The sequence below is a fragment of the Auritidibacter sp. NML100628 genome, assembly GCF_003185985.1.
Classification (GTDB): Bacteria; Actinomycetota; Actinomycetes; order Actinomycetales; family Micrococcaceae; genus Auritidibacter; species Auritidibacter ignavus.
In genome coordinates this window covers 272,250-293,565 of sequence record NZ_QHLP01000001.1, presented here as the reverse complement: position 1 = coordinate 293,565, position 21,316 = coordinate 272,250, and the positions used below count along the sequence as shown (strand labels likewise).

At 60.4% G+C, this 21,316-nt stretch carries 15 protein-coding genes; 9 read left to right on the top strand and 6 right to left on the bottom strand.

The window, feature by feature from the left end; translation table 11 throughout:
• The first annotated feature begins 156 nt into the window (after positions 1-156).
• The gene (locus tag DCC24_RS01400) at positions 157-1,359 is read left to right on the top strand and encodes a cation:proton antiporter (protein ID WP_110098111.1); all 1,203 of its coding nucleotides are present in this window, start codon (positions 157-159) and stop codon (positions 1,357-1,359) included.
• A gap of 87 nt (positions 1,360-1,446) precedes the next feature.
• On the opposite strand, the gene DCC24_RS01395 is transcribed toward DCC24_RS01400, so the two are convergent.
• Positions 1,447-5,004, bottom strand: a complete 3,558-nt coding sequence (locus DCC24_RS01395) for a proline dehydrogenase family protein (RefSeq protein ID WP_110098110.1) — start codon at positions 5,002-5,004, stop codon at positions 1,447-1,449.
• 153 nt (positions 5,005-5,157) lie between these two features.
• On the opposite strand from DCC24_RS01395, the gene DCC24_RS01390 reads away from it, so the two are divergent.
• Together DCC24_RS01390 and DCC24_RS01385 are read left to right on the top strand one after the other, a co-directional pair.
• Positions 5,158-6,075: a LysR family transcriptional regulator gene (locus DCC24_RS01390; RefSeq protein WP_110098109.1), complete on the top strand. Its 918-nt coding sequence runs from the start codon at positions 5,158-5,160 to the stop codon at positions 6,073-6,075.
• A 112-nt stretch (positions 6,076-6,187) separates the two neighbouring features.
• Complete coding sequence (locus DCC24_RS01385) at positions 6,188-6,667, top strand: MaoC/PaaZ C-terminal domain-containing protein (protein WP_199446151.1); 480 nt, start codon at positions 6,188-6,190, stop codon at positions 6,665-6,667.
• 107 nt (positions 6,668-6,774) lie between these two features.
• Here DCC24_RS01385 and DCC24_RS01380 read toward each other — a convergent pair whose 3' ends face one another.
• Positions 6,775-7,527 (bottom strand): SDR family NAD(P)-dependent oxidoreductase, encoded by a 753-nt coding sequence (locus DCC24_RS01380; protein ID WP_110098108.1) that lies wholly within the window; start codon positions 7,525-7,527, stop codon positions 6,775-6,777.
• A gap of 146 nt (positions 7,528-7,673) precedes the next feature.
• The gene (gene putP, locus DCC24_RS01375; protein WP_110098107.1) at positions 7,674-9,212 is read right to left on the bottom strand and encodes a sodium/proline symporter PutP; all 1,539 of its coding nucleotides are present in this window, start codon (positions 9,210-9,212) and stop codon (positions 7,674-7,676) included.
• A 220-nt stretch (positions 9,213-9,432) separates the two neighbouring features.
• Here putP and DCC24_RS01370 point away from each other — a divergent pair, with 220 nt between their 5' ends.
• The 4 genes from DCC24_RS01370 to DCC24_RS01355 all read left to right on the top strand — a co-directional run bounded on the left by DCC24_RS01370 (position 9,433) and on the right by DCC24_RS01355 (position 12,568).
• Entirely contained in the window at positions 9,433-10,128 is a 696-nt protein-coding gene (locus DCC24_RS01370) for an XRE family transcriptional regulator (protein WP_233491934.1), read from the top strand.
• A gap of 157 nt (positions 10,129-10,285) precedes the next feature.
• On the top strand, positions 10,286-10,723 hold the full coding sequence (locus DCC24_RS01365) for a pyrimidine dimer DNA glycosylase/endonuclease V (protein WP_110098106.1): 438 nt from the start codon (positions 10,286-10,288) through the stop codon (positions 10,721-10,723).
• Positions 10,724-10,780: 57 nt separating this feature from the next.
• Positions 10,781-11,221, top strand: coding sequence for an acyl-CoA thioesterase (locus tag DCC24_RS01360; protein WP_110098105.1), 441 nt, complete (start codon positions 10,781-10,783; stop codon positions 11,219-11,221).
• Between the two features lie 93 nt (positions 11,222-11,314).
• Positions 11,315-12,568 (top strand): Nramp family divalent metal transporter, encoded by a 1,254-nt coding sequence (locus DCC24_RS01355; protein ID WP_110098104.1) that lies wholly within the window; start codon positions 11,315-11,317, stop codon positions 12,566-12,568.
• Here DCC24_RS01355 and DCC24_RS01350 read toward each other — a convergent pair.
• From DCC24_RS01350 to DCC24_RS01340, 3 genes are all read right to left on the bottom strand, one after another.
• The gene (locus tag DCC24_RS01350; protein WP_110098103.1) at positions 12,565-13,749 is read right to left on the bottom strand and encodes a siderophore-interacting protein; all 1,185 of its coding nucleotides are present in this window, start codon (positions 13,747-13,749) and stop codon (positions 12,565-12,567) included. The genes DCC24_RS01355 and DCC24_RS01350 overlap by 4 nt on opposite strands.
• Positions 13,750-13,871: 122 nt before the next feature.
• Entirely contained in the window at positions 13,872-15,320 is a 1,449-nt protein-coding gene (locus DCC24_RS01345; protein WP_110098102.1) for an MFS transporter, read from the bottom strand.
• 54 nt (positions 15,321-15,374) lie between these two features.
• Positions 15,375-16,487, bottom strand: coding sequence for an agmatine/peptidylarginine deiminase (locus tag DCC24_RS01340; RefSeq protein WP_110098101.1), 1,113 nt, complete (start codon positions 16,485-16,487; stop codon positions 15,375-15,377).
• Between the two features lie 294 nt (positions 16,488-16,781).
• Between DCC24_RS01340 and DCC24_RS01335 the strand changes: the two genes are divergently transcribed.
• Both DCC24_RS01335 and DCC24_RS01330 read left to right on the top strand, forming a co-directional pair.
• A complete protein-coding gene (locus tag DCC24_RS01335; protein ID WP_110098100.1) occupies positions 16,782-17,747 on the top strand; it encodes a DMT family transporter in 966 nt (321 codons plus the stop codon).
• 82 nt (positions 17,748-17,829) lie between these two features.
• Complete coding sequence (locus DCC24_RS01330; RefSeq protein WP_110098099.1) at positions 17,830-21,234, top strand: aldehyde dehydrogenase family protein; 3,405 nt, start codon at positions 17,830-17,832, stop codon at positions 21,232-21,234.
• Positions 21,235-21,316: the final 82 nt, after the last annotated feature.

The following is a 21,316-nucleotide window of genomic DNA, read 5'->3' as shown; positions in this document are numbered from 1 at the left end:
GGGCGAACGAGAGGTCATCGATCAAAAGGAACTCTCAGAGCCCTCTTCGGCGTGATAAAGGAACAGGGTGTGAGCGTGACAGCGCCCGTTGACTTGCTCAGCTGGGCAGATCTGCAACTCTTGATAGCATAAAACCCGTTCTAGAGAGGGGGTCTCATGGAGGGTGCGCAGTTATTGGCTGACAACCTGCTGTCCATGTGGTGGATTGCGATCGTCGCTGTACTCGCTCCCATTCTCGCGTTGGTGACGAGACGCGTTGTACCGGATGTCGTGTGGTTACTCGTGTTCGGGATTATTATCGGCCCGAACATGCTCGGTTTGGCTGAAAGCACTGAAGCTGTCGAGTTTTTGCGCGAACTCGGTATGGGATTTCTGTTCCTGCTGGCCGGTTTTGAGGTCAATGCATCTGAGATGCGTGGCCGGCAGGGTCGGCATGCCGCCCTGACATGGTTCATTTGCGCGCTTCTTGGTGCTGGGGCTGGGTTCCTCTTGCTCCAAGATGGGTGGCAACTCGCTGTGGTGTTTGGCATTGCCTCCACATCGACTGCGCTGGGTACCCTGCTGCCGATCCTCAAAGACTCGGGAGCCCTGCAGTCACCGTTAGGGCGTGCCACCATGGTGCACGGGGCCTACGGAGAGCTGTTGCCCATCGTGGCCATGTCTTTACTGTTGTCCACCCGGGGTACCTGGCAAGCAACGGTCGTGCTCATCCTCTTCAGCCTCGTTGCCATGATCACCGTGGCGGTCCCGACGCGGATTTTCCGCAAGCTTCCACGCCTGGGGCGGGCCTTCGGGGACGCCTCTGATTCAACAATGCAAACCACTCTGCGCATCACCGTGTGGGTGCTGATCACGCTGATGCTCCTCACCGCACTGCTAGAACTCGACGTGGCACTCGGTGCGTTTTCCGCCGGTCTGCTACTCAACGCAGCGCTGAGCGCTACGTCTCCCGCTCATGCCGACGAGGTCATGCACAAGATCGAGGTCGTCGGGTTCAGCTTGTTGATTCCGGTGTTTTTTGTCACCAGCGGTATGTCGATCGACCTGGGGGCCGTTGTTAGCCAGTGGCCTCTGCTTTTAGGTTTCGTCGTGGTCATTGCTGTGGTCCGCGGGCTACCGGTCTTCTTACGCGAGCAGTTCACCACGATGCATTCAGGGCTGAAAACCGTGCAAGAACGCATCGGGCTGGGATTCTATTCAGCAACCGGCCTACCCATCATCGTTGCGGTCACCCAAATTGCGGTATCGTCAGGTCTCATCTCCACGACCTTGGCCTCGATCATGGTGACCGGTGGTGCGGTGACGGTGTTGATCTTCCCGTTCATTGCCTCTCGTCTGACCGCAGCCAGCCGCGGCTGACCACCCTCTCAAACGCGGTTCGCCTGTTTTCCCTGACCGTTCAGACCAGAAAAAACAGGCGAACCGCCGCGCCAGCCCGAATGTTCCTTAACCCTTGAGCTTGTCTGCCAATTGGTGGAACAACTTAGACGCGTTGCCGAACCGGTGCAAGGTCATCGAAATCGACTGTTCCTTGACCCAGTACCGCAGTTCCACTCGACCCGAGTGCGTCACAGGATCATCGAGCAGAGCCACCACTGGACGGTCGGCTACCTTCTCGCGGACCTTCGAGGCGATCTCACCGAGGTGCCGAACCCGAGTCCCAACACCGAAGTCGTACTCGCCGCAGGCCAGCTTCTTCGCGAACTCCGTGTCCTTTTCCTTCGCCGGCTTGACGTTGAACTGCTTGGCCAAAGTCTTCAGTGCTTTCACCGCACGCTGATCGGCGTCGGGGTGATATGACATCACAGGGGTGACTTCGGCAGTTGCTGCCGCCAACAGGACGCGGACTACGTCGTGGCTGGTTGCTCCAGGAGCCAGGCGAAGGACCACATCAGCACGGCGATAGCGGAAGATATTGGCTTCTGAGGACAAGCCGGTGGGATCCTGAGCGACACCGAATTCTCGGTCCCACCACACGGCGTCATCAGTGACCGCAACCTTGAGTGCTTCCAGCTCGGTATCAGACACCAACGACTTGGCCTCGGCCGTTTCCAACAGGTCCTGAACGACCTCGTTGGCCGTGTGGGGTGTAGACACCTTGGTGGTGTCTACGGCGTCGTTCCAGGTACCAAACAGCATCACGTAGTTTGGCCCACCGGCCTTAGAACCCAGCCCCACGGAGGAAGCCTTCCAACCGCCGAAGGGCTGGCGGCGCACGATCGCGCCGGTGATCCCGCGGTTGACGTAGGCGTTGCCGACGTGGACGTTGTCCAGCCATTCGGCGACCTCGTCGGTGTCCAAGGAATGGATGCCACCGGTGAGACCGAATTCGGTCTGGTTCTGGTACTCGATCGCGGTCTTTAGGTCCTTGGCCTCCATCAGGCCCAGAACGGGCCCGAACACCTCGGTGAGGTGGAAGAAGCTACCGGGTTTGACTCCGGTTTTGATCCCGGGGCTCCACAATCGGCCGGTGTCGTCGAGTTGTTGCGGCTTCAAGAGCCACTGTTCGCCGGGCTCCAGGGTGGTCAATGCGCGGGTGAGTTTCTCGGTCGGCAATTCGGTCAACGGGCCGACGGTTGCCGACAGATTCTGTGGCCAGTCCACCACCATCGATTTCGCGGCGTCCACCAACTGGCGACGGAACCGCTCGGACTCGTAAACGGTACCTACGAGAATACCCAGGGACGCAGCCGAGCATTTCTGACCGGCGTGACCGAAAGCCGAGGCCACCAGATCCGCCACCGCTAGGTCGCGGTCGGCCGAAGGAGTGATCACCAGCGCGTCCTTACCGGAGGTCTCAGCATTGATGTTGAGCTCGGGCTTCCAGGAGCGGAACAGTGCGGCCGTATCGGAGGCGCCGGTGAGAATAATCCGGTCCACACCCTGGTGAGAAATCAGCTTCTTGCCGGCATCGCCTTCATCAGGGTAGATTCCGTGCAACACCTCCCGCGGTACTCCGGCATCCCACAGGCATTCCAACAACGCCATCGAACAGTGCGGTGTGGGGGTCGATGGTTTGTGAATCACCGCGGCACCGGCGGCCAGCGCGGCAGCCGTACCACCGGTGGGGATGGCCAACGGGAAGTTCCACGGCGGGGTGATCATCACCAGTTTGTCCGGGGTAAATTCGGCGTGCTCGACCTGTTCGAGAGCCAACGCGCTGTGTGCGTAGTACCGCAAAAAGTCGATGGCTTCAGAGATTTCCGGGTCAGACTGTGCCACGGACTTACCCACCTCGGCGGCTGCCACTGCGGCGAGGTGTCCTCGGCGGGAGGCCATGATATCTGCGGCCCGGTAAAGAATCGTGGCCCGCTCGGTAGCGGGGCGGGCGGCCCACTGCTGGCCAGCAGCGCGCGCATTGGCCACCAAAGCGTCAACGTCTTCGGTGGCGACTTTCTCCGGTACCGACTGGTGCTCCAGCCACTCGGGAGTGGCCCGTTCGATGACCTGTTCGGCCCAACGCTGGTTGGGTTCCAACGACGGGTTGGTGTCGGGCTCATTGCGAAACTCGGGGACAACTTCGGAGTACTCGCCGGGCTGGTGAGACTCTTCGGCGAGCCGATCCTGTTGGTGGTTGGGTCCGGGAGCAACGGTACCCTCCGCGACGAGGATGGCTCCCAGCGATTCCACCGAGTTGCGGAACCGGGATTCTTCGCGACGGAAGATCTCGCTGCCCTCGCCTTTCTTGTCCACCGAAAGGTCAAAGATGCCCGACATGAAGTTCTCGCTGGAGGCGTTTTCCTCCAGACGACGCACCAGGTAGGAGACCGCGACGTCGAACTCTTCGGGACGGACCGCCGGGACGTAGAGCAAGAGCTGGCCGACATCGTCGCGAACGGTATGCTGTTGTTCGGCGGCCATACCCTGTAGCATCTCGAATTCCAGGCGGTCGGTTACCCCGCGCTCGCGACCCAGCAGGTGGGCGAAGGCGATGTCAAACAGGTTCTGACCGGCCACGCCCAGGCGGACACCGCGCATCCGCTCTTGGGTGAACAACCAGTACAGCACGCGCTTGTAGTTGGCGTCGGTGGCTTCTTTGGACTCACAGGTGGCCAGGGGCCAGTCCTGAATATCGGCGTGCACCGTTTCCATGGCCAGGTTCGCGCCCTTGACCAGGCGGATCTTAATGCCAGCGCCACCGTTCTCAACTCGTTCATTGGCGAACTCGGCCAGTTCCTGGACTGCGCCTAAGGCATCGGGCAAATAGGCCTGGATGACGATTCCGGCCTCGTAGTTCTTCAGCTCTGGCTTGGACAGCAAGCGCTTGAACACTGCGATGGTTAACCGCAGGTCCTGGTACTCCTCCATGTCCATGTTGATGAACTTGGTGCCAGCCGGTGCTTTGGCTGCCTCAAGGTAGAGGTCGGTGACCCGGTTGACCACGTAGTCAACGGTCTCTTCGTAGCCCCACATCGAAATCTGGCTGGCAATCGAAGAGGCCTTGATCGAGACGTAGTCCACGTCATCGCGACGCAACAACCGCACGGTGTCTTCGAGGTGCTTGGTGGCTTCGTCTTCACCTAGCACCGCTTCACCGAGCAGGTTGATGTTGAGTCGGTTGCCCTGCTTTTTAATTTCTTTAACGGCCTTGCCGAACTGTTTATCGCGCGCATCGACCACCATGTGGCCCACCATCGACCGCATCCGCCGACGCGCCACCGGCACCACGATGTCCGGCATCAAACGTCCCAGAGCAGAGCCAGCTTGGATCTGCGCACGATCGAGCGCATCCAGAGTATCGGGAGCGATGTCGCCTAGCTCGTTCAGTGCCTTCGCGGCTGCCTTGGTATCTTCGGTGCGGATGACGCGGTCTACGAAGCCGACGGTAAAGTCCAGGCCCGTGGGGTGGGCAAGGACCTGAGAGAGTAGTTTGGCCGAGCTATGAGGTTTGACCCCGGATTTTTGGGTCTTCTGCAACCAGGTTCTGACCTTTTGCACGGCCTCATCGGCCAGTCGGCGGAGCTCTTGCTGCACGCCCTGTTCGGTGGAAGTGATTTCGCTCATCAGCTTCGTCCTCTCCTGACGTTGAAGGACCCGGAATTCCATGATGTGTTGTGGGTCTCGTAGACATCGTAAGCAGTCACTTTTTATCCTTCGTTAAAATCGAATGAAATCCTCCGACTCCATCGGAAGACGCTGAATGACGGGGAGGGTACTGTGCTGAATCTGCATCGACTCCAGCTATTTCATGAGTTCCGCTTGCGTGGCACGATCTCAGCGGTGGCCACCTCATTGGGGTACAGTCCCTCCACGGTCTCCCAACAGCTGACACTGTTAGAGGATGAAGTTGGGGTGGCCCTGTTTCACCGAGGCGGACGTACGCTACGGCTCACGACGGCAGGTCTTCGTCTGGCTGAACATGCTCAGACGATGCTGGATCTGCAAGAAGAGGCCTTGCGCTCGCTGACATCTGCTGAACCGGAAGTCGGTGGCCTGCTGAGACTGTCAGTTTTTCAGACCGTCGCGCTCACACTCGTTCCGGCAGCGCTGAGTCAGTTGCGCGCCCAACACCCGGAACTGCGGGTGGAGATTGTGCAGGCGCCACCGGAGCGGGCCTTATTTGATCTGCAGGCTCGACGCCATGACTTGGTGGTGGCAGAGCAATATCCGGGGATGAGCAGGCCGAGGCAAGCTGAGTTTGACATTGAACCGTTGGGAACCGATTCCCTGCGTCTGGTGGTCCCCCAACAGCTAGCCGGGATAGACGCCGAAGACCTGGATGCCTATCCCTGGGTGATGGAGCCGGCTGGAACCGTAGCGCGAGAATGGTCCTTACAACAATGTCGGGCCCTGGGTTTCGAACCAGACGTTCGGTTCACCACGGATGATCTCGCCTCCCAGCTGAAGCTGATCAGCGCCGGGCTGGCTGTTGGGATTCTGCCGGAGCTTTTTCTGACCGGTCACCGACTCGACAGCGTGGCGCTCAGGCCATTGCCGCAGAACCCAGAGCGCAGTATCTTTACCACGGCTCGCCGTTCTTCGGTACAGGCGCCAGCGGTTCACGCCTGCCGGCAGAGTCTGGCGGAGGCGTTTAAACAATTCTCTCGTAAAAGCTGGCGTCACGATTCGCCGTGACGTTGTCTGATGGGGCACCTCTGGGTGACGATAGCTTCCCCGAGAGCCCGGGTCTCCGTACAGTGGGGGGAACAACTATTGTGATAGAGAGCACTCTTGGAAGGAATTGCGGATGTCTGCTCAGATGCCACCGGTGGTGAACGAAAACGGATTATGGTTTGAGGACCTCTACGAGGGCTACAGCTTCACGACCGGCAGCCACGAGGTGACTGTGGAAGAAATCATTGCCTTCGCACAGCGATTCGACCCGCAACCGTTTCATACCGATGCAGATGCGGCCACAGCAAGCCTTTTCGGCACGCTGGTGGCCTCCGGGTGGCATACCGCCGCGATGAGCATGCGCCTGGTGATCGACTCTTTTCCTGTTGCCACCGGTGTGATCGGGGGACAAGGCGAGATAGCCTGGCCCTCTGCAACACTGCCGGGAGACATCCTGCGCGCAGAGTGCGTGGTGGAATCACTGCGGGACCCCGGCCCTGAGTCCCCGCGAGCCTCCGGCTGGGTGAAGAATACGACCACGAATCAACACGGTGAAACTCGTTATATCTCGCGACTCAAAGCCGTGCTGTGGAAGAACCCGACATTGCGCTAGTGGCTGTTCGCTTACGGTTCACAACACCAGATGCAGATATGCAGGTGGCCCGGCCGAACAGGTCGTTCGGGCCGGGCCACGCGTGTGCGCTGGTGGTGTCGAGACGATTAGACGGCGGTGTAACCGCCATCGACGAGGTGGTAGCTACCGTGGATGAAGCTTGCTTCGTCGCTGAGCAGGAAGGCGGCTACATCGGCAACTTCCTGGGCGCGACCCAGCCGGCCTAGCAAGTGCTTATCGGCCAACGACTGCTGAGTCTCGTCGTCGAGGTGCTTCTCGATCAAAGCGGTCAGGATGTAGCCGGGACCTAGGGCGTTGATGCGCAAGCCCTGCTCGCCGTATTCCGCAGCGGCGGTCTTGGTCAAACCGACCACGCCGTGCTTGGCGGTGACATAAGCGGCTGCGTGGGGGAATCCGACCGACCCCAGAATGGAGGCCAGGTTGACGATTCCGGACGCAGCGGGATTCTTGAGCAACTCAGGGATCTGGTACTTCATGCCGTAGAAGACACCGTTGAGGTTGACGTCGATGACCTTCTTCCAGTCATCGAGCTCCACGTCAGCGACCGGGACCGGATCGCCACTGATACCGGCGTTATTCACCGCGTAATTCAGTCCACCGAAGGCATCTACCGCAGCCTGGACCGAAGCCTTCGCATCTTCCGGGACAGCAGCGTTGGCTTCAACAGCCTTGGCTTCACCGCCGGCTTCGATGATCTCGTTGGCTACTTTTTCTGCGTTCTCGAGGTTGATATCGGAAACCACGATCTTCAGACCGTGCTTGGCCAGGGTCTTACTGATGGCTTCACCGATTCCGGCGCCACCACCGGTGACGAGTGCGACCTCACCTGTGAAATTCATGGTTCAAACTCCTTCTGCCCAGCAGGGGCGTGGTGTTATTAGTGTGTTAGACATCAACACTAATCCTGACGCGGTTAAAACACCCGGCCCGGTTTTCTGCGAATTTGCAAAAACCGGGCCGGAGCAACGAGAGGCGATGAATCGCGTTAGGCGTTGGCCGTGACTTTCTCGGAGGCCATCAGCTCATCGAAGGCCTTCCGGTTCTTGGCCAAGTAGGCCGCGCGCTCAAATTCCTGCTCCACCTCGGGGTTGGGCTTGTAGGTTACTGCTGAGACAATCAGGGTCACCAGTAGCGACAGAATGAAGCCCGGTACGATCTCGTAGAGGTCGAAGATGCCACCGGTCAGTTCCGCCCAGACGAACACGACAACCGCGCCGACCATCATGCCAGACAGCGCACCCCAGTTGGTCAGCTTCCGGTAGTAGAGGCTGAGCAACACGAGCGGGCCAAAGGCAGCTCCGAAGCCAGCCCATGCGAAGCCCACCAGTTCCAGAATCGTACCGTTGGGATTCAGCGCCAGCAGGCCAGCAATAATGGCCACCACCAGCACCGCGCCACGGCCCATCAGTACCAGTCTGCGGTCGCTGGGTGGATCCTTGCGGACCACCTTGTAAATGTCCTCGACCAGAGCCGACGAGCACACGATCAGCTGCGAGGAGAATGTCGACATAATCGCAGCCAGCACGGCGGCCAACACGAAACCGGCGAACAGCGGGTGCAGCAGTGCCTGGGACATCAGCAGCACGATGGTCTCGGGATCGGCCAAATCAACATTGTTTTGGTGTACCCACGCCACACCGATGAGCCCGGCGAAAACGGTTCCGGCCATGGAGATGGCCTGCCAGGCCAGCCCCACCCGACGGGCCTGCTTAGCATCCGAGGGTGCACGCAGCGCCATGAAGCGCACCACAATGTGTGGCTGTCCGAAATAGCCCAGGCCCCAGCCAATACCGGAGGCAATCACGATGATGGAGGCAGTGGTCAGTCCACCACCGCTGAAGCTCAGGTGGTTGGGCTCCAGCGTATTGATCAGCGAGACGGCTTCGCCCCAGCCACCCACGGAGATCACTGCAAAGATGGGGACAATGATGAGCGCGATAAACATCATCAGGCCCTGGACCACATCGGTCAACGAGGCACCGAGGAAGCCACCGAAGAGCGTGTAGAGCAACGTGATGGCAGCGACGATGAGCATACCGGTCAGGTAGTCAGCCTCGAAGGACGACTCGAAGAAGACACCGCCAGCGACCATTCCCGAGGAGACGTAGAGCGTGAAGAAGACCAACACAATGACCGAGGAAACAATTCGAAGCACGCGGGAGGAGTCGCGGGTGCGGTTTTCGAAGAAGCTCGGTAGCGTGATGGAATTGCGGGAAACCTGAGAGTAGGCGCGCAAACGTGGAGCAATGATGAGCCAGTTGACGAATGCGCCGATGGTCAGACCGATCGCGGTCCAGGCCTCAATGAGTCCGGCAACGTAAATGGCGCCGGGCAAACCCATGATCAGCCAGCCCGACATATCGGAGGCACCGGCCGACAGCGCAGCCACCCAGCCGGGTAGTCCCCGGTTGGCCAGCATGTAGCCTTCGTGGTCGCTGGTCCGCAGATAGGCCGCAACTCCGATGCCGATCAGCACTAAGAAGTAGATGCCTATCGCAAGGTAAATGAAAAATTGATCGTTCATTGATAAAGATCCAAGAGGTAAGTGATGGTCGTTAATGGACAACTCGGGGCGAGTCAACCCCGCCCCGAGCACCCGGTTAAGTATAGGGGTGGTGGGTGGCTGTGGCTACTACGCTCGAGAACTGTTCCCCCCTGGTCTTGCTGCGAACCGCTAAGATGAAAACCATGCCATGGTGGTGAAGGCCACTGTAATCATCACAGGATGAAGATAGAGGGCTTGAGTGAGTTTCGAATCCGACCTGTCCCCGGAGATGTTAAAACCGACCCAGAGTCCGGATAACCGACCCGATGCTCGTGGACCAAAGACGCTGGAGCAGGCGATCGCCGAATCGACGCGACAAATGCGTAAAGCCCGTCGTCTCACATTGGCGGAACTGGCTGGGCGGGTTGGTATCTCACGTCAAATGCTGTCGAAAATCGAGAACGCGCAGACCTCGGCCTCCTTGGCTACGGTGGATGCGCTGGCTCAGGGGCTGGAAGTTCCTGTGACCAGCTTGTTTCGGGGTGCTGACTATGAAACCCAGGCAGTCTTTGTCAAAAATGGAGGCGGACAAGAAACCATTCGACGCGGCTCCCACTTGGGCCATCTCTACCATTTGCTGGGGAAATTAACCGGTCACCACAGCAACCTCGAGCCACTGCTGGTCACGCTGACTGAGGACTCGGAGACTGTTCCGCTGTTCCAGCACGCCGGAACCGAGTTCGTCTATGTACTCGAAGGAGAGATGGAGTACCAGCACCAAGAAACCACCTACCACATGCAGGTCGGCGACAGCATCACCTTCGATGGTGAAGGAATCCATGGGGCGACGAAGATTCTGCAGGCACCGGTCAGGTTCCTGTCGATTTTCGTCTCCGATGAAAAGGTCCTGCACAGCTTTGAGCCCGAGGAAGGCTCTGCTACCGAAGAGCAGTAGTTCTCCGTCGGGTTTGGAGGGGAGCGGAGCAACAGGCGCGGAGTTAAAGCGCGTGGACCCCAACTTCTGCGGTGTCCTGGTGTAGTTCCTGAGACCTGCGTCGTCGGGGGTGGGGTCGGTGCAGGAGAAAGACGATCATGGGAGGAAGGAGAGGTCCGTGAGGTTGTGGTCACTACATCCGCACCATCTCGATGCCAAGGGTCTTGTCGCGTGTTGGCGCGAAGCATTGCTGGCGCAGAAGGTGCTTGCCGGCGGAACAGTCGGCTACCGCAACCATCCACAGTTGGTGCGCTTTTGGGAACAACAGTCCCCATTGGTAGCGATCGGGGCCTACCTCACCGGAGTACATGACCAGGCCACCGACCGCGGATATCGCTTCAACCGAGGGTTAATCCAGCGTCCCGTCTCCGATTGGTCTTCGGTAGTTCCGATCACTGTCACCGACGGGCAGGTGGACTACGAGTGGAACCATCTAGGCACTAAACTTGCCGCGCGTTCGTCCGCCGACTACCGGCGCTGGCAGTCCGAATCTGCCGAAGTTCACCCGGTGTTTCGCGTCGTTCCCGGTGAGGTCGCTGACTGGGAAAAGATGTGAAAAACCTCGCAGGGTACCACCCCGTTAGGTCTCCGGGTCGGCTTCTAGACTGGGGATATGACCCACGATCCCAACACACCCGATTCCGCTGTCACCGGCTCAGGATTCGACTTCCACACCCGGAAATGGGTTAAGCCAGAAGATCTCAATGCCCACGGCACCCTCTTCGGTGGCGCCCTGGTGCGTTGGATCGACGAAGAAGCCGCCATCTACGCGATTTCGCAGATGGGCAATAAACGTGTGGTGACCAAATTGATCTCCGACATTAACTTCATCTCCTCGGCCGTGCAGGGTGACCTAATTGAGCTCGGGCTGAATGTCACCGGGTTTGGGCGCACCTCGATGAGCCTGTCTGCCGAAGTTCGGAGTATCGAGACCCGGACCTTGATTCTGTCGGTCGACCAGATGGTGTTCGTGGCATTGGGAGAAGACGGCCGGCCCGCTCCGCATGGCTATACCGAGATCGCCGACGATCACGACCGTATTCCTACCCGATAACCCCGTGTGAGCTCGCCAACTTGTGCGTGAGGTGCATCACTGTCTAGAGTTACGCAGGTCTCAATAATTTATACCTGCGGAAGGTAGGGCCTGATGCACAACGAGCAGAGCGCACCGTCGCCAGAAAAGAAACCTCGTCGCCGAAGTTGGTTTGGTCCCGGTCTGTTGATCAGTGCCTCCTTTATCGGCCCGGGTACTGTCACTACTGCCACCGTCGCCGGTGCAGATTTCGGGTTCGCCTTAGCCTGGGCCGTGGTGTTCTCCATCCTGGCGACCATCATCTTGCAGGAAATGTCGGCCCGCTTGGGCGTGATGACCAATAAAGGTCTTGCCGAAATCATGCGCGAGACCTTTACCCATCCGCTGAGCAAGACCTTCATGATCGTGTTGGTCGTGGCGGCGATCGGTGTGGGTGGGGCGAGCTACGCCGGAGGGGACACCACCGGTACTGCTCTGGCCATCGACCAGCTGATTCCGCTCCCGATGCCGGTCTTGGCGGCCATTGTCGGTGGCATCTTGCTCCTGTTGTTGCTGACCGGTAGCTACAAGGTAGTTGAGCGGGTGATGACCGTGCTGGTGATCATCATGGCACTGGTCTTTTTCCTCACCGTGATCGTGGTGCGCCCAGACTTTGGGGCCTTCCTGTCGGGCGTTTTCGCACCCAGCTTGCCGGCCGGATCCGCGCTGACCGCTATTGCCTTGATCGGTACCACTGTGGTGCCTTATAACGTCTTCCTCCACTCCTCACTGGTCCAGGAAAAGTGGGGTCATGAACCCGACCGTGAGCAGTCGCTGAAAGAAGCCAAAGTTGATAACGCCGTGTCGATCTCGATTGGTGGTTTGATCACCTTGGCCGTGCTGGCCACCTCGGCCGGAACGCTGTTCGTGCACGGTGTCAGCGCCCAATCAGCTGCCGATATGGCCACCCAGCTTGAGCCCCTCCTCGGGCCGGCTGCCCACTGGGTATTTGTCGTTGGGCTCTTCGCTGCCGGTTTGACCTCCGCGCTGGCCGGGCCACTGGGTGCTGCCTACGCGATTTGCGGGATTGTCGGCTGGAAAGCCGACATGAGCTCCTGGCCCTTTCGGCTGATCGCGCTAGGCGTGGTCGTGATCGGCATCATCATTGCAGTCACCGGGGTCAATCCGGTGACGGTGATTGTTGTGGCCCAAGCTGCCAATGGGCTGATCTTGCCGATTATTGCCGGTTTCTTGCTTTACACCATGAATAAGGCCCGCGCATTGGGCACTCACCGTAATGGTGTGGTCGCCAACATCCTGGGCTTTGTTACCTTGCTGGTGGTCACCGGATTGGCGATCTACCAGCTGGCGGATCTGTTTATTGGCTAGTTGCCACTGACCGCGTGGTCGTCCACGGCTGCATCCGACGGATCGGCCTGCTGAACCTCAGTCGGATCCTGACCGCGTTGATCTGCCCGCAACGCCTCGATCAGCTGTGCCTTATTCAGTGCTGAGCGTTGCGGCAGGTCACGCTGTTGGGCGTAGACATAGAGCTCCGCCTTGGACAGCCTGGAGTAGTCGGCGACCAGCCGGTAAGGCGGTTCGCCCTTGGCCTTCCAGTATCCGTGCACGTAGCTGTCGGCCTTGGACAGCTCCCAGCCGGAGCGGATGAACTCCCGCAACGGTCGCACCAGTGAGGATTCACCGACCAACCAGCCGAACACGTAGCCCTGTGGGCGGGGTAGCGAGGTGACTTTATCGACCAGCTCGTTGAGCGCCTCATTATTTTCGGGTGCTTCTAGCGCGTCGTCCGGGTGTGTCGGGTAGGCCCAGGTGATGGAGAAACCGGTCGGCAAATCCAGTTTGAACACTGCATCCGGGCCACTGGTGAGCACAAACAGCGCGCCCTGGGCGTTGGGCGGGAGCACATCGATCCAGCGCAAGGTGGAGCCCAGCCCGGAGTCATCGGTGATCATCAGGTAGAAGTCGTAGTCGTTGGAGATCTTCAGCCCGGACTTCACACCCTGAATCCACACGGTGTCGCCGGGCTGGAGGTCCTCGGCCCATTCGGTACCCGGCCCACGTTGGTGGCGGGTGACGTATAGCTCGATCGCGCCGGTCTCGGGCCAAAACCGTCGCACACTGTACTTGCGGGAGGCCGGCTTGGCCTCATCCCAGAACGGCAAGACGCCCTTGTCGGTTTCCCGCACCGTGCTGGGGGTCTTGACGCTTCCGTCCACGTCATGGGGTGGGATGAGAACGCGCACGTACTCTTCGACGAGATCTTCACTGACCGGCCGGATGTTGTCGGTTGCTGGGGTCAGCACCACGGAGATGAGGGTCGCCGAGATCGGGGTGATAGATTCAGCGCGCATCTGGTGGTGGCGTTGTGGGATCTTGACCTTGGCCTGTGCACGGGGACGCTGTGCCAACTGCTGTGAGGTCTCCTCAGCGTGTGCGAGCTGGTCTTTCAGCTCGCGCTGGGATTCTTTGGTGGCTTTCTTCTGTTGTTTCAGCTCGCGTTCGGCAGCCTTGAGTTTTTTCTTCAGGTCTTTCTTCTTCGAGCTCACAGCGATCTCCGAGGACAATCACGGCATGCACGCATGCCCCAGCGGTTCAGCATTTTTAGGCTACGTCGTGCGGTGGACAGACTCCAAAAAATGTGAGCGAGACCGCCTGTCAGCTCGGCGTGCTACCGGGGTGAGGGGCTGTCGTCGGCCGGGGCTCTTTCCTGCAGTGCCCGGCGATGATCGAGCAGGGCGACCATACTGGCGCCGGCCATGCAGAAGACAATCACTGCCAGGGCGGTCATAAAAGCCACGTCCCAGTTGGCTGCTGAGGAGAGCTCAAACAAGATGGTAGTGATCAGCGCAGTACCCATCGCGGTGCCAATGCGTTGGCCGGTCTGCATCACCCCGGCCGCCGCCCCAGAATTCTGGACCGGCACATCCATCAGGGTCAGGGTTTGATTGGGGGAGACCACCAGGCCTTGTCCCATCCCGCTGATGGTCAGCGCCAGCATCATCCACCACGGGCTCAGGCCCCAGACCAGGTGACCGGCGACCACACCGGCAGTGAGTGCCATCGAGACCATGACAATCCCCATCCCGATCGCGACCAGTTTGCGGCCGACGTTCAACACGAGTTTGCCACCCAGCTGTGCCGAGAAGGCGCCGATCAGTGCCGACGGCAGACCGATCAGTGAGGCAGCCAGCGCGGAGAAATCCATCCCGGCCTGCAGGTACATCGCCACGCTGACGAAGATCGAGGTGGAGCCGGTGAAGTACAGTCCGATCAGTAACGCGCCGTTGCGATAGCCACGGATGCGAAACAGGTCGAGGTTGACCATCGGGTCATGGCCGGCCCGGCGGTAATGGTGTTCCCAACCCAGCCAGCCGATGAAGGCCAGCAGACCGGCGACGAGGATCAGCACCACCCACCAGCCTTCAGTGAGTTCGATGAAGGCCAACATGATCAACAACACCGCAACTGCCAGGGTGATCATCCCGACCGGGTCAAGGTCGGGATGGGCACGTGGGGCGACATCCGCGGTGCTACCGGGCCGTTGCCAGGCCGAGGCGGGAAACCACCAGCGGGCAAAGATCACGGCAAAGATGGCGATAGGGACATTGACGAGGAAGGTCCAGCGCCAGCCCCATTCGGGCCCGGCCAGGCTGATCAGAGTGCCTCCCAGAACCGGGCCAATGGCCACCGAGACCGAGATCAGACTGCCGGAGATCGCAAAAGCTCGGGCGCGTTGTTGGCCACGGAAGTACTGCTGAATAAAGCCCATGGTTTGGGGGTTGAGCAGACCGGAGCCGATTCCGGTGAGCACGCGGGCGGCGTCCAGCACCAGCCCGGTCGGTGCTAGGGCCGAGAGCAGAGAGCCAACGCCGAACAGGGAGACTCCGGCGACGAAGAGTTTGCCCCGTCCGTAGATGTCGCCGGCCCGTCCGCCGGCGACCAGGGTGATACCAAAGGCCAGCGTGTAGCCGGAGAGTACCCACTGAATCTGGGAGGTGGTGGCATCCAGGGTGGTCGACAGGGAGGGGAGGACAACGTTGATGCTGGAGACCGCCAGCAGAGACATAAACATTGGCACCATCACCACCGCCAGAAGTTGTTTCTGGGTGGTCGTCATTGAGGGTGCTGAGGACACGGTATTGCTCAGGATTCCGGGGACGGGGCTCGACGGTTAGCGCACGGTCTGGGCGATGCCGGGCCGAGGCTGGGGGAGGGTGATGGCACGCAGGCTGGCCCGTCGGTCGAAGAGCTCTTGGGCCATGATCGGGGTCAGCGCCCGCTCGGGGAACAGCTCACCGAGGATCTCGAAGGCTTCGTGGTCGGCAGGGTCGATGAAACGCGGAACCAGCAAGAGCTCGTTGAGCACCCGGAAATCCAAGTAGGACCAGTTCACCGGCCCCAGGGCGTCCGAATGGGTCTGTGGAGCCGAGATGGGGATGATCGAGAGTCGACGGCCGGAGGCATCAGTTTGCTGGGAGAGCAGGGCCTCGGTCTCTGCACTGATGCGGTGGTCGGGATGGGAGGGGTCGTTTTGCTGATGCAACACCACGGTGCCGGGCTCAATGAAGTTCACCAGGTGGTCAATATGTCCGCCGGTACGCCCCCGGCCAGAACCGCGGGTGAGGCCCTGCGGGATCCACATGACTTTGTTGATCCCGGCCAGCCGGTGCAATTCGCGTTCTACGGTGTCGTGATTCCAACCGGGGTTACGTCGCTGGTCGGTGAGCAGTTGTTCGGAGGCGATGGCGGTACCTGCGCCATCACTAACCCAGGAGCCACCTTCGGCGACCATTAGCGACAGCTGACGGGGGAAGTTCTTCCCGCTGCGTCCAAGTTTTTCGGCCATAGTGCCCGGAGCAATATCATCGAGCCGGTATTCCACCCCGGGGGCGCGACCGAAGCCGTTGAAGGTCCAGTCAATCATGGTGACCCGTTTGCGTCCGGGACGTCCGGACCGGCGCGGAGTGGGGGGATCGGAGACCACAAAACTGGGGCCGGTTCGACCCAAAAGTGCGTTATTTAGTGGCACGTGCAGGCGAGGAATCTCACGCAGCAGATACGTATCAACGGTCTCCCCGTCGGCGGGATCCACCAACATCGCCACCGGAACGGTGCGGTGAATTGTCTCAGCGACCCGGGACCAGAGCCGACGGGATGACGACAATTGCCAGCTGGTGGTGGCATTCAGGGAGTTCAAGGGTGGGAAAGCCATCCAGACGCGTTCAACCGGATCTGATTCAGGAACAAGTTCCCACGCGCTTGTACGCTGCGCGGACTGCATCATCACCCACCTTGTCGCCGTCGAAAAATGGCCCGATGTCCACCATCATACGGGGTTTTATTCACACCCGTGCCGGGGCTGTTTCACGTCTCGTGACCTCGGGGCTAATCTCACGACACCCGGCCGTTCTAGACTAGCTAATCTAAGTCATCTCGGGCTACTTTCACTGCGTGTACACCTGGTGAGTGTGCAACGCTCAATCGTTGCTGATCATTCGACCTCACAGCGCGCACCAGAGATAAGGCACACCACACACAACAGAAAACACCAGAGAAGTCACAATAGAAGAGAGGAATAATGACAATACTGCTGGGCCTGCTCGTGGGATGCATTATGCCAGCACAGGCCGCCATCAACGCCAGGTTGCGCGTTGCGGTCCAATCGCCATGGGTGATGTCGACGATCTCCTTTGGCGTCGGGACAGCCGGGCTCGCGATCCTGGCATTGATTGCCGATGGCGGTATCGGATTCGATCTCGTCGGGGTAGCAACTCAACATCCGTGGTGGATCTGGCTGGGCGGTGCCTTCGGCATGGTGGGCATGACGTCTATCGTGTTGTTGATCCCGCACCTCGGGGCGATGCTCACCACGGTTTCGCTGTTGGTGGGTCAGATTCTCACCGCCGCGCTCGTTGATCACTTTCAACTCTTTAACGCACCCCACCACCGGCTGACCCCGCTGCGCGTGGTGGGAATGGTTCTGGTACTGGTTGGCGCCATCGCCACGGTATATCTGGGCAACCGGGCTAGTCTGAGGTTGCAACGCAACCTGCAACGGATGGCCGATGACGATCCGATGGCCGGTCAGAGCACCAGACAGGTGTTGCTATTGTTGGCCGGTCTGGGCATCGGGTTGCTCTACGCTTTTCAGGCCGCGGTTAACGGCACCTTGGGTGAGGTGCTGGGGTCGCCGGTGAAATCTGCGCTGATTTCTTTCACCGTCGGATTCGTCGGGTTGTTGATCTTGCTGATCATTTTGCGCCCGCGACTGCAACTCACCGACCCCACCGGCAAGGGCAACCCCTGGTGGATCTGGATCGGAGGTCTGATCGGGGCCATCTATATCTACACCACCGCGGTGCTGGTGCCGCTACTCGGTGCTGGGGCTACGATGATTCTCTTGCAAACCGGCATGTTGATCGGCTCACTGATCATCGACTCCTTCGGTCTCTTCCACGCGGCCAAGAAGCCTTTCGTGCCCGCACAACTGTTGACCTTAGTGGTGATGCTCAGCGGTGTCGCGGTCATCGAATTCGTCGGCTGAGCCGTACCGAGCGATCTTGAGGTTTGCCGAGGAGTTGTTGAGAATGAAACAAGACACACGGTGAGAAAGGGACGGTGCACAGGTGAGCCCATCACAGGATCCCATCACGGACGAGTCGGTCCAGGCCTGGGCTCAGTCCCTGGCGCAAACCACCCAACAGCCCCTGCCGACGATTCTGCAAACCTTAGCCACCGATACCGACCGCGAGGTTTTTAGCGAACTCCTCCATCGTGTGATCCGCCCCGATGACCCGGGTGAAACCGTCGACGCCATCACCGAACTGAGGTCTCGCCCACGCCAGGGGTGGCCCGAAAACGTCGAGGCGGCACTGAAAACAGCCGCCCGCTTTGCCCGGCGCGCACCCGGCTATGCTCGCAACCAGATCATCAACGTGATGGCCGAAGGACTGGATGCTGTCATTGATACCCCGCAGACCGAGCCGACCCCCGGTGCCGACCTGCAGATTATGGAAGCTAGCGTGCTCGGCCGGTCGCAGGCTGCCAAACGCGTGGAACGTCTGCGGGTGCTGCTGGACCGACCGGCGTGGGGCTCGGTTACCGTCCCGTTGGCCGAGGTCTTAGCTCCGGCCCCGCACTGGGCGTTCAAAGAAACCATCCGCGACCTGGAAACGGTGCTGGGACCACTGCTGGAGTTACTGGCCAGCACGAACCGGGCCGAGGCCTCAGAGCACCCCGACGACACCTGGGAACCGCGGGCGGTCTTCCTCAAGATCCAGCACGACTTTCAGCTCACGGTGCTCGAGCACCTGGTGCTGAACCTGTGCGAACGCCAAGAGCTGCGCGGACTAGTGCTCGGCCTCGATCTGCCCACGCCCTTTGATACCACCAGCTCGACACAGCTGACCGAGCTACACCAGCGCTTCGCCACGGTCCTCCAGCGGGTCTATACCGCCACCGGCCACCGGGCAGTCATCCGGCTCAACACCGCCGACCACCGCGCGCTGAGCGGCGCCCAGCAGTCATATGCCCTCTGGTCAGCTTGGATTCAGCACGTCATGACCCCTGAGATCATGGAGCGGGCAGATCTGCGGATCCGGGTGGTCAACCCCTGGGATACCCAGCAACTGCACCGGCTGGCCGAACTCTACGACCTCGAAGCACGCCTGCACCCCGGTGGATCGGTGACTACCGAGCTGATGCGAGGTGTACCCGCTGAACTGGTCGAGCACTTACAGGCCGAACACCACCGGGTACGGCGCTATGGTCTGCTGGTGTGGCAGACCGATACCCGGCTGATTATCCGGGCCCTGTACCACCGCCTCCTGCACGGTGACGTGGCTGCGGGCCTGGACCAACAGCCCTTGAACGGGCCCCATTTCGGGTTCCAGACCCGGCTGGTGTACCCCCATCAGGATTCTCTGCAGCAGTTACGCGCCGGACGACAGATCCTTGCCTGCCTGCCCGACTCTCAGCTCGGGACACCATCAGTAACGGCACACACGCTGAATACGCCAGATGATGTGCGTGCCGTCGTGGATCGGGCTGTTGCAGCACAGCGACCAGATCAGCAAGATCAGCACCCCGAACCGGATGTCCTCTCCCATCTCTCGGAGCGAGTGGCTGTTGTTGATGAGCTCATCGCGACCATGGATACCCAGCGCGATCAATTGCTGGAGGTGCTATGTTCGGAAACCGGACGAACCCTGACCGACGCGGTGGAAGAATACGGTGACGCCATCGATGCGGTCCGGTGGAACCAGACGGTTGCCCAACAGTTACCCGCGCTACGCGGTGCCCGCCCTGTTGCGGCCACCCCGACCTTGGTTCTCAGTGGCCGATCCCATCCGCTGGTCGAAGTCTTCGGCGTGGTGACGGCAATCTATCTCACCGGCGGAGGCTGTGTCATCTCGCCCGACCCGCTCACGGCTCGCACCACCGCGGTGAGCGTGGACATCCTACAGCGCACCCTGGCCGAACGTCTCATCGATTTCGCGGTGGTCCGGGCCGGCGACGAGGACTTTTTGGGTCGAGTGCTCTGTACCGACCCGCGGTGGGCCACGGTCGTGCACTTCGGGCCCGATACCGCAGCCCACCGATTGCGGATCATGAAACCCGATATGCCCTTGATCTCCGGGTTCTCATCGAAAAACGCCATGATCATTACCCCCACCGCCGATATTGACCAGGCGGTGGCCGATGTGGTCACCTCGGCCTTCACCACCGCCGGACAGACTCCAGCGTCGTGTTCGCTCGTGGTGCTGGTTGGTTCCATGACCGGCTCCGCACGATTCAAAAACCAGCTGGTCGATGCCACCGAATCCCTCGAAATCGGATACCCTACCGATCCGCGGGTTCACCTCGGGCGACTCGTGGAACCACCGGCCACACCCCTCAACCGCGGATTGCGCGAATTAGGGCCCGGAGAATCCTGGTGGCTGGCCCCAGCCGAGCAGGACAGCACCGGTCGGCTCTACTCGCCGGGACTGCGAGCCGGAGTGCGGGTGGGCTCGGATGCCCACATCAGCGAATACCGTGGTCCGGTACTGTCAATTATGGAGGCCGACACTGTGGAAGACGCTATCGAGATCATCAACATGACTCCCTACGGTCTCAGTGCTGGCATCCACACCGCCGATGAGCACTCTCAACGGGTTTTTCGGGAGAAGATTCATGCTCCCATCCACTTCTACAACGCGCCCATCAACCGCATCCGCCCTGGAATCCTCGGGCTGACTGGGGTGAAGCACTCCGCCTCCGGGATGTTGGGGGCCCTGGGCGCCCGCTCCTGGCTCAACCAGTTCATGACGTGGCACGACGCTGCCCGCACCACCCCACAATCTCAACCCTCCGCTTTGGTCAGCGCACTGGCAGGTCTACCCACCGCGGTGCAACGCCTCTTGGCCGCGGCCGAAGCCGATGGTGTGGCTAGCGACTGGGTCAGTGAAGCAGCCCGCTCGGATGCCCGCGAGCTAAAAACACTGCTGGGCACCCACCAGGTAGCCTCCCCGGCCGGGCTCCCACGACAGCGCAGGATCATCGTCGAAGCCTGGGCCGAACCCACACCGGTGACCATCCGCTGGGAAACCGGACCGCTGCAACACCTGCTCCGCGTGGTCGCTGCAGGGTTAGCGATCGGTGCCACCATGACCGTCTCAGTGCCCCACGACCTACCCGAGCAGTTGCGCCAGCTGTTGGACCTGGATTCCACCGTGACCTACCGGTGCGAAGACGCCAGTAGCTTCCGGCGTAGCCTCCAAAAACAGCCCGCACCCGAACGGGCCACCGCCAGCGGACGTTTGATTCCCCAGATCACTGCCGAACCCCGGATTCGCCTGATTACCGATCACTCCACCCCCGAGGCCCAAGCCCACGGAAACCAGCTTGCCAGCGCAATCCTGCACGCCCGCGGTGCCGAAGCCCCGGTGACGCTGGTGCACCGTCCTGTCGTGAGTGCATCCCGGCTGGAAATGATGCCATTTGTGCACGAAAAATCGTCTCTGAGCAGTCGTGAAGTGCGGGAGAACTGACGCGACCCGCACCGCAACGGAGCAACGTTACCGGCAAGACACCTCACGTTATTCATACGCTAACCCTCGTATGTTGAGCTAG

Coding starts and splice junctions, on each gene's coding strand:
- DCC24_RS01360 (WP_110098105.1), top strand. CDS start 10,781: ATGACCCACGATCCCAACACACCCGATTCCGCTGTCACCGGCTCAGGA.
- DCC24_RS01385 (WP_199446151.1), top strand. CDS start 6,188: ATGTCTGCTCAGATGCCACCGGTGGTGAACGAAAACGGATTATGGTTT.
- putP (WP_110098107.1), bottom strand. CDS start 9,212: ATGAACGATCAATTTTTCATTTACCTTGCGATAGGCATCTACTTCTTA.
- DCC24_RS01395 (WP_110098110.1), bottom strand. CDS start 5,004: ATGAGCGAAATCACTTCCACCGAACAGGGCGTGCAGCAAGAGCTCCGC.
- DCC24_RS01345 (WP_110098102.1), bottom strand. CDS start 15,320: ATGACGACCACCCAGAAACAACTTCTGGCGGTGGTGATGGTGCCAATG.
- DCC24_RS01355 (WP_110098104.1), top strand. CDS start 11,315: ATGCACAACGAGCAGAGCGCACCGTCGCCAGAAAAGAAACCTCGTCGC.
- DCC24_RS01380 (WP_110098108.1), bottom strand. CDS start 7,527: ATGAATTTCACAGGTGAGGTCGCACTCGTCACCGGTGGTGGCGCCGGA.
- DCC24_RS01335 (WP_110098100.1), top strand. CDS start 16,782: ATGACAATACTGCTGGGCCTGCTCGTGGGATGCATTATGCCAGCACAG.
- DCC24_RS01340 (WP_110098101.1), bottom strand. CDS start 16,487: ATGATGCAGTCCGCGCAGCGTACAAGCGCGTGGGAACTTGTTCCTGAA.
- DCC24_RS01400 (WP_110098111.1), top strand. CDS start 157: ATGGAGGGTGCGCAGTTATTGGCTGACAACCTGCTGTCCATGTGGTGG.